This window comes from Amycolatopsis sp. NPDC051061 (genome assembly GCF_040682935.1).
Classification (GTDB): Bacteria; Actinomycetota; Actinomycetes; order Mycobacteriales; family Pseudonocardiaceae; genus Amycolatopsis.
Genome location: NZ_JBFBBZ010000005.1, coordinates 181,980 through 195,028, shown reverse-complemented (window position 1 = coordinate 195,028; position 13,049 = coordinate 181,980). Strand labels below are relative to the sequence as shown.

The following is a 13,049-nucleotide window of genomic DNA, read 5'->3' as shown; positions in this document are numbered from 1 at the left end:
GCGGGGCGAAGCCTGCACGAACAGCGTGGTGAGCATGCAGCTGAGCCACACCAAGCACCGTTGCCGAACTGCCCTCGCTCCGACGTGTGCGTCGCTACTTGAGCACGCTGACCGCGCGGGCGATGACCAGCAGCTACGTCAGCAGCGCCGCGACGCTCTGCACGGCCATCAGCACTTTCGCGCGGGAGGACAGCGGCATCTTGTCGGTGGGGCTGAACGCCGTCGAGTTGGTCACCGACACGTACAGGTAGTCCACCAGCGTCGGCACCCAGTCGGACTTGACGCTGGAGCCCTCGGCGACCTCCTCGACGGTGTCGGCGTTCTCGTCCTGCGAAAACCGGAAGTCGGCCAGCGGCAGGTCGGCACGGCCGGACTGGGTGCGCTTGACCGGGCCACCGCGGTCCAGCTCCCAGTAGGCCAGGCCGAACGCGATCACGTTGGTCAGCCACACCTGGAGCGCCCCCAGCAGCAGCGCCTGTCCGCTGTCGGCCGCGCCGGCGATCAAGTCGTGGATGAGCAGCACCAACGCTCCGAGGTTGGTGACCGCGATGACCAGCACCAGCGTCAAGGACAGGACACGGGAGAGGCGGGTCTTGGGCGAGTGCGCGAAACCACCGGATCAGCTGACCGCTCGACGAGCCGGATCATTGGTGACTGCACAAGGACTTGCTGCACTGTGGTTGCGCGCCTGGTCTGGAGAGAGGTCGATCGCAGCCCAGACGGTCTTGCCAGTGGAGCGCTGCTCCTGCCCCCACGACACGCTCATCGCCGCGACCATCTTGAGCCCGTGTCCGCCGCTGACCGAAGGCGGCCGCGGGCACGCCGGGTCGACGCACGTGTCGTCGACCTCGACACTCAACCAGCCGCGTTTACGCAGCAATCGGGCTTGGCGCGGCGGTTCACCGTGCCGGAGCGCGTTCGACGTGAGCTTGTCGACCACCACGAGCATGTCCATCCGCTGCTCTCCGGTCAGGTCTTGCAGCAACTGGTTCGCCCATGCCCGCACCCTGGACAACTCACTGAGGTCGTCAGCCAGCTCGAGGGCGACCACCCGCAATTGGTCGTCGAGCTGAGTCGTCCAGTGTTCGGTCGGCGTGAAGACCGCCCTTGTCCTCCGCGACGGCCGAGGAGCCTGCTGGTGAGAGGCGGTTACCCGCCCGCCGAGCGACGAACCTTCATCGGCATCACTCACCCTGTCGTGTCGAGTACTGGCTGACTGTCCTCAGCGACGAGAGTGTCCCCAGCGAGGGAGACAACGGCCAGCGTGCGCGATTTCTCGTCACCGCGCGCTTTCGATCGCGGATTCCGCGTTCTTCACCGCCGCGCGGGTGTCACCCATCGCCCTCTACGACCCGGCGGCCTCAAACAGGACGTCCACGGCTATCGACAAAATCCAGCTGACTCAACGCGACAGTGGTGACCATCCGAAAGTACTGGACAAAAGCAGGTCAACCCACCCCGCGTGCGATGTGCATCTTGCACTCGGCACCACCGCGTGCTTACCGTGACTAGGTCGCTACGGGGAGGGACACCATGGGGTTTCGCACGGTACCGGAGGCACTGCGCGCCGCACGAAGATCAGCCGCCGACGCGGTCGCCGAGCTGCGAGCTGTCGACTGCGGAGAGCCCGTCTGCACGCTGGCCGCGGCTATGCCGGGCGGTACGACCGCTGGGTCAGCCCCATCGATGGGCGGGTCGTGGACGACAGCGTTCAAGTCCTGGTGCGTCGACGCCGAAGCCCAAGCCGACAACCTGGCCACCGCAGCCGAGCGTTACCAGGCCACCGACCGCGCCGGCAGCGACGACCTGACCGCTGCCGGATCGTTGCGGGGCCCGCGCTGATGGTGTCGCTCTCCGACGTGAAGCGGTGGAACACCGGCCAGCTCGACGAGATTTATACCGCCATCCGCCGCCAGCTCGATATCCTGGTCCATTCCGGCGACGACTACGGCAAAGCCGTCCCCGTGGACGGCTGGTCCGGGCCTGCCGCCGACACCGCGGCCTCGGCGCACCGGGCGTTGATGGCTCGCATCGACAAGCTCGCCGCCGGGGCCAGCATCGTCGGCAAGGCGATCGCTCAAGCCTCCGACGCCATCACCGGCGTGCAACGCGCGGTCACCAATGCCGAGGAATACGCCCGCAGGTACGGCTACCGCATCTCCGACACCGGCGCGGTCAGCGACATCTTCCCCACCTGCCAGCCGCCGCCGGAGTTCGACCCCGGCGACCGAGCCCGAGCTCACCAGCAGGTCGTCGACGACATCACCCAGGCACTCCGCACGGCCGACGACATCGACCAGGACCTCGCCTCGGTCCTCAAGCGCGCTGAGGAAGGCGAATTCGGCACCGGCGATGAGACGACCGTCGCCGCAGCAGCCGCGGCCGGCACCCTCGACCCCGGCCTCACCCTGCCCGAACCGCCACCGAACGCCACCCCGTCTCAGACCGCGGCGTGGTGGGCCAGCCTCTCCCCCGCCGGCCAAGCGATCCTCCTGCACGACCGCCCGGCCGCGCTCGGCGTCCTGGACGGCCTGCCCGCCGAGGTCCGCGACAAAGCCAACCGGACGATCTTCACCCAGCAATACGCCGACCTGCAACGCCAGCGACAAGAGTTGCGGAACCGGATGGACGCACTCGACCAGTCCGACCCCACACAGCAGAGCGAGTACTTCGACCTCGAGCGCGACGCAGCGGCCATGGACACCAAGCTCCACGGCCTGGACGCGATCAACGAGCGGCTCACCCAGCCCTACCCCGGCCAGCCATCGGCGTTCCTACTGGGCATCGACACCGCCAACGCCGGCCACGCCATCATCGCCATCGGCAACCCCGACCACGCCCAGAACGTCGCCACCTACGTGCCCGGCACCGGAAGCGGGCTCGACGGCTTCGCCACCGACATCCAGCGAGCCGACCTGATGAACCAGACGGCGACCATCCTCAACCCGGTCCCGACCTCGGTCATCACCTGGGCCGGCTACGACGCCCCCCAAAGCGTCATCCCCGACGCCGCCAGCACCAGCTTCGCCGACCACGCCGAACCCGGACTACGGCGGTTCCAGGACGGGCTCGGCGCCAGCCACGACCCGATCCCGGTCAACTCCACCGTGATCGGCCACAGCTACGGCACCACCGTCATCGGCCAGACCGCACGCGACCTCGGACTCCCCGTGGACAACCTGGTCATGGTCGCCAGCCCCGGCATCGGCGTTCAACACGCCACCGACCTGCACCTTGACGGCGTCGCGCCGGACCAGATGACCCACCACGTCTACGCCACCAAATCGGCGATGGATCCAGTTCCCGCGCTGACGAACTTCTACCAGCCAGGCTTGGAAAGCATCGACCCCCTCGGACCGGATCCGACCACGAACTGGTTCGGCGGACATCCGTTCGACTCTGACTTCGCCGCCGGCCACACCGAGTACTGGGATCCCAACTCGGAGTCGCTGCAAGGGATGGCGAAGTTGATAGCAGGTGCATCGCCGCCGTGACCGCGAAGACGCGAGGATACGGGGAGGCTCCGACGACGCTTCGGTGGCTCCTGGTCCTCGTAGTCCTGCTGGCCACCACCGCCGGATGCGGAGACGACCACCCTATGGAACCCTCCCTCAGCCTCGCCGAAGCCCAGCAGGCAGCCGCGAACCAGATCCGCGAAGCCGCCGCCGGAACGTTCCCGCCCGGCTTCACACTGGAAGAGCTCCCGCCGCAGCCGCTGAACTGCACCGACTCCTCCGGCAAACCCACCGGCCAAGTCCTGCTCGGCGTGACCTTCTGGGTAAACGATCTTCCCGGCACCGACAACAACGCCTACTTCGGCGCCCTCAAGGCCTGGTGGGCAGGCCACGGCTGGACGCTCAGCACCGACAGCCGACCGGAGGACATGTTCATCAACGCCACCCGCGACGGCTACCTGATGAGCTTGCGAGCCAACGTCAACCAGCGCCTCGCCATCGGCAACAGCACACCGTGCGTCTGGCGCAACCGCACGCCGGGCACTTCATCTTGATGGCCAGCCCGCTTGAACACAAGCGCGAGCCCGCCTCAACAGCGCTAACTGTCGCCGCACTGGCAGATGCCGCCGCCCCCTCACCGGGCACCGTGCGTCTATCGCTCGCCGCACGTGGTCCATCTTTCGTCATCTGGGAGTTAGGCAGAGGGCAGCTATAGTGGGCAAGACGGCCGATATGACTTGGAAGTCACATAATGACTCCTTTTCCCGACACCTCCCCTACTGCGGCAGCCTCAATGCGCCACGACCTTTCGAGCTAACGGGGCGTGAAACTGCGATTACGGGAGCCCAACGCTGCCACTTCCAACACTCCAACGAAGGCAAACTTACGTATGGCGAGGATTAAATCTGCGCTACAAAATCTCGACACACGAGGACTTCATATGGGATTCGACGTATGCATTGTTACTTTCAAAAACACAGCAGACCGCATTATCAAGTCAATTCGAAATGATGACAGGGTTTATATTCATGACAACAGTCTGAATAATTACGGATTCGCCAAGGGTGCCAATCTGTGCGCACGGCAAGGGACCGGTCCATTGATCTTGTTCATAAATCCTGACGGAGACTTGGCGTCAGGCGTACTCGAAGCATTAGAGCGCGAATTTTCGCAGCCCAACGTTGCAGCCGTAGCCGCACACCAAGGTCCAGCTAGAGAGAAAGCCATTGATAGGATGCGCCGACTCACCAAAGGGATAGAGTGGGTCCCAGCCGCCTGCCTGGCCGTCCGTCGAGAATTATTTGAGGCTGTAGATGGATTCGACGAAAGACTTTTTATGTACGGCGAAGATATCGAAGTTTGCGCAAGACTCGCGAGATTTGGTCTCGTATACACTCACGGAAATGCCATGTTTCACCACGATGCCGACAACCCCCATCGATACACATATCGCATGCAGCACCTGAACTACAGGAATCTACTTACAGTAGGAAATTGGCACACACGCGCGAACTTAATCGGCGTACTATCAGAGATGAAGTCACACGTTCAGAATCGGAAGCTCTTACGCGCAGCTGCTTGCCTAACAGGTATTGCTGCGTTCATCACACGCACCAGACGCTGGAGCATGCGCCCCGTCGAGCAACACCGTGGTTGCGACCGCACAGAGGCCGACCTAAAATGAGACATGACTAGCATCCTTCCCGTCGTCGGCGCCACCGCCGGAATCGTGGCAATCTCGAAGGCTATCTACGATTTCAGAACCAGGGTTCGCAGGACTGTCATTTTTGCGATCGTTCGAACGTCGAAGCTAGGCGATCCGATTGGACTTGCCGTGAAGCTCGTGGCATCGGTCGACATTTTTAACGTGCAAGCCGTGACAGACTGGGTTTTGAGCCGCGGCGGTGTCGCTTCTGGAATAAATGACGCCGACTCCCTGAGCCCGGGCGACACTATAGACATTTTCGTCCCACACAGTCCACGATCAGCCATAGCCCCGATATATGAAGAAGTTGTCAGTGACTACGATGATCTGATCGTTAAAGTGATCTACTCAAAACATGTATCCAGTCACCATAAGGAGACTACGATCATCCGGCCAGGTCTGACTTTCATGGGAGTTAATTAAAGGCAGGAGTCGTGGCATGTTTACCGATAGACAAGATTGCCTCAAAGCGACGGCATCGACAGAATCCGCCATTGCCCAAGTTGAGCGCGGATTAAATTACCCTTCTGCCTATTTCATATTATCTAGAGCGTTACGAGTTATTGAAGGATCAAAATACGCAAGACGTCCGGCTACACAGCATCTCTTGACACGAGGAACACTTGCACTAGCGCGCACCTCTAGACAACTCGACCGAATGCCGAGCGTCACCGCCGGCCATTATCGACTAGCAGCCAAGCTTGCATACCGACTGGGCGATTATCAGATCACCGCGCCAGCACTCTTGGGTCAAGCTCTTACTTGGCAAGAGTCAGATCCAGGCAGAGCCAAGAAAATACTTCTAGACGTAGAACACTTCATCTCAAACCACGCCATCTACGATCAAAGAGTTTCTTGGCGAGTTCGAGTGGCGGGCGTGATGAGAAATTTCGGACAGTTTGATGACGCAGTCCGATACCACCGAAATCAGGTCAATCCACTATTGCACTCCGGACACTTGAATTCCCTGGAATTCTATATTCAACAAAATTCATGGGCGGCGACCCTTATTGAACAAGGAAAATATTTAGATGAAGCATACTATGCCATTGGCGACATCGGACAGCCGATAGACACATTGGCCCTACACGATAGGAATATTCAACTTGTGCGCCTCTACGCGAAAAGCAGAGACTGGCAGCTCGCCGAGCATCACTATCAGTTGGCCTTCAAACTGAACCAGCAAAACACCTATGACGCAACCAAGATAATCGAGTCGCGCCTACTCCTTGAGAAGTCGATCTGATGGGTGATGAGGTAGCGAGCGGCGCTGCGGCCGCAGTTGCACTGCACGCCGATGCGACGGCACATGCCAATGCGTGTCAAAGCCGGAGACGCCTCTCGAACCAGGGCACCACCCTATGGAAGACACGCGTTCTCATGCCGCGCCGTTGCAGGTTGCGGGCGGCCTGGCTCTCGCGGGCGCGATGGTGTGTGCCAGTCAAGACCAGCCGGCCGTCGCCGGTTGAACTCGCGCCCTCGAAAGTACAGTTCGGACGCGTTTCCACAGGGAGGTGCTCGAGCCAGTGCGGTGCGAGCGCGTACCGCAACGGCCCAGGTACTCCGATTCCCCCGGGGGCGACCAAGAGGCTGACGAACTGCGCCAGCAAGCCCGCGCTGACGCTAGCCGATAGCAGCGCGACGTTTTGGCGCTCTTGAGCGGGGTTCCCGCCGCTGTTTCGGATGTAGCGCTCGTCATCGAGGAGTCCGAGCTTGTCCTTCTGCACCGCGGCCGGGTCGAGCTGGCCGTTGCAGACCAGGCACGGTTGTCCGGGCATGATGGCGTGCGTTCGCCAGGTCGCGCCGCGCATGGTGCCGTCGTCGAACGAGTCGATTCCGATGCCGCCGTCCAGTACGGGAATCAAGTCGGCGTAGGCGATCGTGTTGAGGACTCCACGAGCCCAGGGCCGGTCGACGCAACTGATGATCACGTCGTAGTCGAGCGCCGCAGCCAAGCCTTCCGGTTCACAGACACTCGCGTCGAGCTGCGCGAAGTCCGGGCTTTCCGTTGTGGCGGCTCGCATCATGAGGCGATGCGCGACCTCCACCTTGCTGCGCGCGAGCAGAACGTCACCTCGGGTCGCGCCGATCATGCGGTCGAGGTTGACGATCTCGAGGCTGTCGAAGTCCATCACCGCGATGTTCACCAGACCGGTGGCGGCGAGCCGCAGAGCGACGTCGAGCCCGACGCTGCCGACGCCGACCACCAGGACTCGTGTCCGAGCCAGACCGGCTTGGACGGTCTCACCCCAGGACGAGACGGTGCGCTCCTGGCTGGCCGTCGCCAAGGGCGCGGGACGAATCCGGTCATTCCAGGTGATCCGCAAGCTGTCCCCGACCACCCGCACGGATTCCCCGTAGGTCAGGTCGCCCGCGGACGTCCACTGACGACAGGACCAGTCCCCGTTTCCGGCCAGCGTCATGCCGACCAGCGGCAGACCGGTCATCTCGTGCACGAGATGGGCGTACGAACGCTCGGTTTCATAGTCCGGCTGCGACAGTCCTTGCCAGCCGCTGCCACCGGGATGCGAGTGAAGCAGAACGAGGCCGCCGCCAGCGGCGGCGGCTTCGGCCGCGCCCCGCACGATGTAGTCCCCGGTGAAGGACGCGTTTACGTGAACACTTCGCTCGCCGGGCTGGGGCAGCAGGGGCGCCGCGACCAACGCGGTCGTCCGTGTTCGCCCGGTCGAGCGGCGGTAGACAGCGAGACACACGTCTTCCTGGCCGTCTTCACGAAGGAGGTGGCGCTGCAACTTGTGATCAGTCGCAGCGACCATCGCCGCGGATACGCTCACAGCGCCTCCTGCAGGACCGAGCGCACATGAGCAAGCCACGCTTGAGCGGGCTCCGTGGCGTTGCCCCAGTTCTGAATGTCTCGGGAATGGCGAGTCCATCCCGGCAGGGTCTCCGTGGCGTCCGCGTTCGTTCGGGTAAGCTGGATGCCGACCGGCAGGTGCACCCAGTGCGGGGGCACCCCTGGCCAGGCCTGAAGCTCCGCCGCGGCAACACCCGTCCGGACGACCTTCCGCCCCGAGCGAGTCACAGCTTCGACTGAAAACGTGACGACGCCTCCCTCGCGAGCAGCCTCGACTCCACAACGGCCGAGTCCAGCGATGAAGGCGTCGACACCGACAGCCGGGATCGTGGCGGTCATCAGGCGACCGGAGCGACCTGGCGGATCGACACGAACTTCTCGTTCGGATGGACGGCCACGACCTTCGAGTCCTCGAACTTCTCGAGGTTGCCGTGTCCGTGGACCTCCGCGAGGTCGTAGCCGTTCGGATCGAGCCCCGCCAGCCGCAGCAGCTCCGCGGCGGTGACGGGCTGGTTCTGCTCGACCTCGAACGGACGACCATCGATGGAGATCCGGATCTTGCGGTGGGGACGGTCTTCGTCGGCCATCTCGCACCCCTTCCAGTTGTATCAGCAAAGCGACACTAACGAACTAGCACGCTCAGCGTGACACGGAGATCGACACTACGCAAGGTCAACTCGCGACCGGTCGTGTTGCAGCAAAGCTGCGATAGTGGTGTACAATCTGGCTATGGCACCCACGCGCGCGCAAAACACACGTGGCTAGTCCCGGCGAACAGGCAGCGACACCCCCTGAACGTCTGGATGTCGGACAGCTCGCCACTCTGGTCCGGCAGCACCGCGGGAATCAGTCACTCCGGCAGGCCGCGGCTGACGCAGGCGTCAGCTTCAGCACCCTCTCCCGTGTCGAGGCCGGCGCGCAGCCGGACCTCGCGTCCTTCACGGCGATCTGCGCATGGATCGGCGTCCCGCCCAGCCGCTTCTTCACGCCGGTCACCGAACGCTGGGACACCCCGCTCGAAGAGGCCATCTCGCACCTGAACACCGACCCACGGCTCAAGCCGGAAGCCGCGTCCAGCATCGCCGCCGTCATCCGGCAGATGTACGACGTGCTGGCAGAAGAGGTGGAGCCACCCAAAGCCCTCGTCGCATGCCATCTCCGGGCAGCGCCCACCATGCGTCCCGGAGTACCGGACCGGCTGGGGCCGCTCTTGGTCGACATGCACGACGGGCTCCGGAAGCTCGTCGAGGCAGGTGACGTGTGAGCCTGCCGCGCGGTTTCAAGGCCAACGCAGAACGCGAAGCCGCTCGGGTGCGCAAGGAGATGGGGCTGCCCGGAAACGCGGCCGTGGACATCGAGCAGGTTGCCGAGCACCTGCAGATGAAGGTCGTCAGCGCAGACAGGCTCATCGACATCGAGCGCCTCTACGAGCTCGAGCGCATCCAGGCCTTCGCGTTCTCGGCCGCGACCTTCGAGATCGAAGGCCGCTTCTTCATCGTGTCGAACCCCATCCGGACGCCGGGCCGCCTTGCCAGCGACATCGCGCATGAGGTCGCGCACCGCCTGCTCGACCACCAGCTGTCCGAAGTGCGCGAGATCGACGGCATCCCGTTCCGGACCTGCAAGCCGGACGAAGAGGAGCAGGCCACCGCTTTCGGCGGCACGCTCCTGCTCCCCCGCCCGCTGCTCACCGCCGCCGCTTACCGAGGCTGGGGACCCGACGAAATAGCCAAGCAGTACAACGTGACTGTGGAGATGGCCCGGTACCGTTACAACGCGACAGGCGTCGCGAGGCAGGTCAAAGCCAGGTCCGTGTGACCAACGGCCACGTCAAGATCCGTCCGCGCAGGAGTTCGAGCAGCTCCGGCTTCACGACCGTCATGCTCACATTCCGCGGCAGGGACCTGGCATTCGCAGGCGCGTGGCGGTCGCGTAGTTCAAGCACGGCATCGAGTGGCCGGCTTCAGTCGACCTTGCGCGGCCGTCCGCCGCCGGCCCCTTGACCAGGCCGAGCCGCTTCCCACTGCTCGATTTCGGCCCTGCGGTCAGCCGACCAGCCGGGCGTCCGACCAATGACGACGTCTGGCTCCGGAAACGGGTGTGAATCGGCGTAGCGGGAGCGCCAGTTCGCCACGGCGCGGTGGCCGACATCGAACCAAGAACCGATCTCGACCATGTCGGCGTAGCGGAAGGTCGTGCCGGACGGCGCGGCTGGCCCGGTCGCGATCTGCCGCTCGCCGTGTTCCACTCGGCGAAGCTAGCAGGGACGATCGGATGAGCCCGGCCATTCGATCGTCGCGGCGCGTCGGAGTGCCGGCTCAAAGCCTCCGGAGAAAGTCCAGGAGCTTGACACCGTCGTTCACGCTATCGACCCGCCTCAAGAACGCCGCTCGACCTCGAAGTGCTTCCTCGGGCCAATGCGGGTGGGTGAGGACGTCCCCGACGTACAGGACAACCTCGGGACCCAAGCCCCAGAGCAGACTGTTGATCGCGGCGGCTGCGACAGCGAGCTCGTCGGTATCCGCGCCGAACCAGAGCATGCCGGCCGGGTCGTGGCCACGGTCGCGGACGATCTGCGCCGCCGCTCGGAGGAGTCCGCCGGTGCCGACGGTGTCGTCGCAAAAGGACTGCCCGGCCTTGACGTCGCTTACGGCGACCGCAGTCAGGGCGCACGCGACGTCTCCAGGCGTGTACATCTGGGCGTTGACCTTCATCGCCGTCCGCGACCGGAGTGCGCCGAGTACCGGACCGAACAGGTCACAGTCGAACCGGCGCTTGGTGGCCGTCAGCTCGAGCTGACCGGCCCGCAGCGCGGCGTCAGCAGTCCGCTTTATCCGCTGGATCGCCGATTCGCCGGAGTCCGCGAACAGCCAGCCGAGCAGCGGATGGACCCACAACGTCAGATCCGGGCGACGCATCAGCGCGACGACCCAGACCCGGCGGGCGAGGTCGACGAACCTGGCCGGCGACAGCGAGAGCATCACGTGGGCGAGTCGATCGGGGCCATCGATCTGCAGCCCGGCCGCCGCGATCGTCGCGACGACTCCCATGGGAACTCTCGGCTCCCCCGGGTCACCGTCCTTGTGCCAGGCCGAGGCAACCTCGACGGCAACCTTCAGGGCATGCGCTTCCGCGTTGATCGGACCACCTGCGCACCCCCCGCTTGGGCGATGCTTTCCAGCCGTCATCTCGACAGCCTCCGATTCTTGTTGACTTAGTTCTCAAAGTTTGCTTACCGTAAACCATGAGCACTCAGTACACAAGGTTGAGGGGTGAGCCGCGATGACGCCGGAATCCGCGGCTTGGTCTCCCCCGACGCCACGCCAGCTGCCCGCGCTGCGCGAGCACCTGGCCGACCATTTGATGACGTGGCCTGCGCACCTCTACGTCGAGGAGGCCCTACGTCAGGGACGTGGGACACTGCGGCCGATAACCGGTCCGAAGGTCGGAGCCAGCCTGCTGCTGGAGGACGAGCACCGGCGGTTGAGCGGGGCGCAGCTGTTCTACGTCACCGCCGACATCACCCGGCTCGTGCGCCAGGCCGCGCCGAGCCTGCGGGACAAGTGGGACATCCAGCCGTATGACCTCCCGGCGCCGACGGGCTTCATGCTCTTCGCCGAGCCGATGGCCGAGTACATCCGCGAGGACGGCAAGCGCATCGACATCGTCGCCGTCTCCTGGGGCGGGACCGAGCTGATCACCTCCGACACCGGAGGGCTTTGGGTGACGTTCTGGAGCGTCACCGACTTCGCCGCCATCACACGCCTCGGCCGTGCCGCCGGGGCGCGCGCAGCGGAAGCCGAGCTGTTGGCGCGTCAGCAGAATGCGGAACTGACGTGGGACAACGAGCTCTACATGCCCTGGGGATCCACTTCGGTGACGGTCGCTCCCGGCCCAACCGGACTGGCGATCGATCCGACGAACATCGCGGCCGCCGAGACGACGATCGACTGGCTGCAGACCGTGCACGCGGGCTGGATCTTCTGCACACCGAACACCCTGACGGAGACCTCCGAGGAGCACCTCCCTCGAACCCAACGCGTCCGCGCCGAACGAGCTGGGTACCGCGCTTCACCCGTCAGAGTCGTGTCCGTCAGCCGGAAAACGACGCCGGTAGCTGCTCGCAGCGGTGAGCCGTCCGGGCGAAGAGTGAGCGTCCGCTTCCCGGTCGCGCCGTTCATCCGGCGGCAGGCTTACGGACCCGGGCGTCGGCTCCGCCGGTTGACGCCGGTCGCGGGTCACTGGCGCGGGCCAGCTGATGCACCGGTGCAGATCACGAAGAAGGTCAACCTCGTCGACGCTCCGCCGAAGCCTCGGTCTATATGAGCCGCGATGGGTCACCCGGCTCCGGGCGTATTGGCGGGGCGCAAGGCACCCACGGGGCGGTGATCCGCAGGTCCGCGCGGGCGGCATACACGAAGACGTCTATCGCGCGGTCGAGCTGCCGTCGTCCGGACTCGTCATCGTCGTCGAAACCTTTGTCGACCCGGCCACCGAATCCCGGCCGACTCGCCGCGTGGATCTGCCGGATGGTCTCGACCCGCGCTTGCACCGCAGCGCGCAGCTGAATTAGCGTGGCGTTGAGCTGCTCGTCGCAGAAGAACGCGAGCTGCAGGATGGCGTCGTCGATCACCTCCGATACCGGAGACGGGTCGACGGCTTCGCGATCCCGCCAGACCGGCAGGCTGCTCAGCCTGCAGGCGGCGGCCACGACGGCCGGGAACAGCTGGCTCTTGCGCTGCAGCACGACGTACTGATCGGCGCTGTCATCAGCGGTCACGGGAGGTCGTAGCCGAGGTTGCCGGCCACGTCCTCGACGAAGTCCTCGCCGTCGACGTCGGGATCACGGTCCTGAACATCCCACGCGGCGTCGTCGATCGCGTCCCCGCCGTCGCCGGGTGCCGTCGCGACGATGTCCACCAGCTCACGAGCTTCTACGTCGTCGAGATCGAACCGCCGCGCCGCCGAAGTCGCGGCCTGGTCGAGGTCGTGGTCGGAGTACTCGTTCACCATCTGCTCCCATCACACTGGCGTAGCCCGGTCGCAGAAGTCACGGCTTCGCCGCCCCGCGTTG

General features: G+C 64.5%; 18 protein-coding genes. 9 read left to right on the top strand and 9 right to left on the bottom strand.

Going from position 1 to position 13,049, the window contains the following annotated elements; genetic code table 11:
* Positions 1 to 133 precede the first annotated feature (133 nt).
* The gene (locus tag AB0N03_RS09065) at positions 134 to 568 is read right to left on the bottom strand and encodes a hypothetical protein (protein WP_364367693.1); all 435 of its coding nucleotides are present in this window, start codon (positions 566 to 568) and stop codon (positions 134 to 136) included.
* A gap of 51 nt (positions 569 to 619) precedes the next feature.
* Positions 620 to 1,192 (bottom strand): ATP-binding protein, encoded by a 573-nt coding sequence (locus tag AB0N03_RS09060; protein ID WP_364367691.1) that lies wholly within the window; start codon positions 1,190 to 1,192, stop codon positions 620 to 622.
* A 341-nt stretch (positions 1,193 to 1,533) separates the two neighbouring features.
* Here AB0N03_RS09060 and AB0N03_RS09055 point away from each other — a divergent pair, with 341 nt between their 5' ends.
* The 6 genes from AB0N03_RS09055 to AB0N03_RS09030 all read left to right on the top strand — a co-directional run bounded on the left by AB0N03_RS09055 (position 1,534) and on the right by AB0N03_RS09030 (position 6,406).
* Positions 1,534 to 1,842 (top strand): hypothetical protein, encoded by a 309-nt coding sequence (locus AB0N03_RS09055; RefSeq protein ID WP_364367688.1) that lies wholly within the window; start codon positions 1,534 to 1,536, stop codon positions 1,840 to 1,842.
* Positions 1,842 to 3,494: an alpha/beta hydrolase gene (locus AB0N03_RS09050; protein ID WP_364367685.1), complete on the top strand. Its 1,653-nt coding sequence runs from the start codon at positions 1,842 to 1,844 to the stop codon at positions 3,492 to 3,494. The genes AB0N03_RS09055 and AB0N03_RS09050 overlap by 1 nt, the downstream gene beginning before the upstream one ends.
* Positions 3,491 to 4,009: a hypothetical protein gene (locus tag AB0N03_RS09045; RefSeq protein ID WP_364367682.1), complete on the top strand. Its 519-nt coding sequence runs from the start codon at positions 3,491 to 3,493 to the stop codon at positions 4,007 to 4,009. The genes AB0N03_RS09050 and AB0N03_RS09045 overlap by 4 nt, the downstream gene beginning before the upstream one ends.
* Positions 4,010 to 4,395: 386 nt before the next feature.
* Complete coding sequence (locus AB0N03_RS09040; protein ID WP_364367679.1) at positions 4,396 to 5,139, top strand: hypothetical protein; 744 nt, start codon at positions 4,396 to 4,398, stop codon at positions 5,137 to 5,139.
* Positions 5,140 to 5,142: 3 nt separating this feature from the next.
* Complete coding sequence (locus AB0N03_RS09035) at positions 5,143 to 5,583, top strand: hypothetical protein (protein WP_364367677.1); 441 nt, start codon at positions 5,143 to 5,145, stop codon at positions 5,581 to 5,583.
* Between the two features lie 16 nt (positions 5,584 to 5,599).
* Positions 5,600 to 6,406 carry a hypothetical protein gene (locus AB0N03_RS09030; protein ID WP_364367675.1) on the top strand — a complete coding sequence of 269 codons (807 nt, stop codon included), beginning with the start codon at positions 5,600 to 5,602 and terminating at the stop codon, positions 6,404 to 6,406.
* Positions 6,407 to 6,482: 76 nt separating this feature from the next.
* Here the strand turns inward: AB0N03_RS09030 and AB0N03_RS09025 are convergent, their stop codons facing one another.
* Genes AB0N03_RS09025 through AB0N03_RS09015 form a run of 3 tightly spaced genes read right to left on the bottom strand, consistent with a single transcriptional unit; the run spans position 6,483 to position 8,562 of the window.
* On the bottom strand, positions 6,483 to 7,955 hold the full coding sequence (locus AB0N03_RS09025) for a ThiF family adenylyltransferase (protein ID WP_364367672.1): 1,473 nt from the start codon (positions 7,953 to 7,955) through the stop codon (positions 6,483 to 6,485).
* A complete protein-coding gene (locus AB0N03_RS09020) occupies positions 7,952 to 8,314 on the bottom strand; it encodes a hypothetical protein (protein WP_364367669.1) in 363 nt (120 codons plus the stop codon). Before AB0N03_RS09020 ends, AB0N03_RS09025 begins: the two co-directional genes overlap by 4 nt.
* Positions 8,314 to 8,562, bottom strand: coding sequence for a multiubiquitin domain-containing protein (locus tag AB0N03_RS09015; protein WP_364367666.1), 249 nt, complete (start codon positions 8,560 to 8,562; stop codon positions 8,314 to 8,316). Before AB0N03_RS09015 ends, AB0N03_RS09020 begins: the two co-directional genes overlap by 1 nt.
* A gap of 170 nt (positions 8,563 to 8,732) precedes the next feature.
* Here AB0N03_RS09015 and AB0N03_RS09010 point away from each other — a divergent pair, with 170 nt between their 5' ends.
* Both AB0N03_RS09010 and AB0N03_RS09005 read left to right on the top strand, forming a co-directional pair.
* Complete coding sequence (locus AB0N03_RS09010) at positions 8,733 to 9,239, top strand: helix-turn-helix domain-containing protein (RefSeq protein WP_364367663.1); 507 nt, start codon at positions 8,733 to 8,735, stop codon at positions 9,237 to 9,239.
* A complete protein-coding gene (locus AB0N03_RS09005; protein ID WP_364367660.1) occupies positions 9,236 to 9,793 on the top strand; it encodes an ImmA/IrrE family metallo-endopeptidase in 558 nt (185 codons plus the stop codon). Before AB0N03_RS09010 ends, AB0N03_RS09005 begins: the two co-directional genes overlap by 4 nt.
* Before the next feature lie 145 nt (positions 9,794 to 9,938).
* Here the strand turns inward: AB0N03_RS09005 and AB0N03_RS09000 are convergent, their stop codons facing one another.
* Together AB0N03_RS09000 and AB0N03_RS08995 are read right to left on the bottom strand one after the other, a co-directional pair.
* Entirely contained in the window at positions 9,939 to 10,223 is a 285-nt protein-coding gene (locus AB0N03_RS09000) for a hypothetical protein (RefSeq protein WP_364367659.1), read from the bottom strand.
* A 70-nt stretch (positions 10,224 to 10,293) separates the two neighbouring features.
* On the bottom strand, positions 10,294 to 11,163 hold the full coding sequence (locus AB0N03_RS08995; protein WP_364367657.1) for an N-6 DNA methylase: 870 nt from the start codon (positions 11,161 to 11,163) through the stop codon (positions 10,294 to 10,296).
* 94 nt (positions 11,164 to 11,257) lie between these two features.
* Here AB0N03_RS08995 and AB0N03_RS08990 point away from each other — a divergent pair, with 94 nt between their 5' ends.
* Positions 11,258 to 12,301 carry a hypothetical protein gene (locus AB0N03_RS08990; RefSeq protein ID WP_364367654.1) on the top strand — a complete coding sequence of 348 codons (1,044 nt, stop codon included), beginning with the start codon at positions 11,258 to 11,260 and terminating at the stop codon, positions 12,299 to 12,301.
* On the opposite strand, the gene AB0N03_RS08985 is transcribed toward AB0N03_RS08990, so the two are convergent.
* Both AB0N03_RS08985 and AB0N03_RS08980 read right to left on the bottom strand, forming a co-directional pair.
* A complete protein-coding gene (locus AB0N03_RS08985) occupies positions 12,294 to 12,755 on the bottom strand; it encodes a hypothetical protein (RefSeq protein ID WP_364367651.1) in 462 nt (153 codons plus the stop codon). The genes AB0N03_RS08990 and AB0N03_RS08985 overlap by 8 nt on opposite strands.
* Positions 12,752 to 12,988, bottom strand: a complete 237-nt coding sequence (locus tag AB0N03_RS08980; protein ID WP_364367648.1) for a hypothetical protein — start codon at positions 12,986 to 12,988, stop codon at positions 12,752 to 12,754. The genes AB0N03_RS08985 and AB0N03_RS08980 overlap by 4 nt, the downstream gene beginning before the upstream one ends.
* Positions 12,989 to 13,049 lie beyond the last annotated feature (61 nt).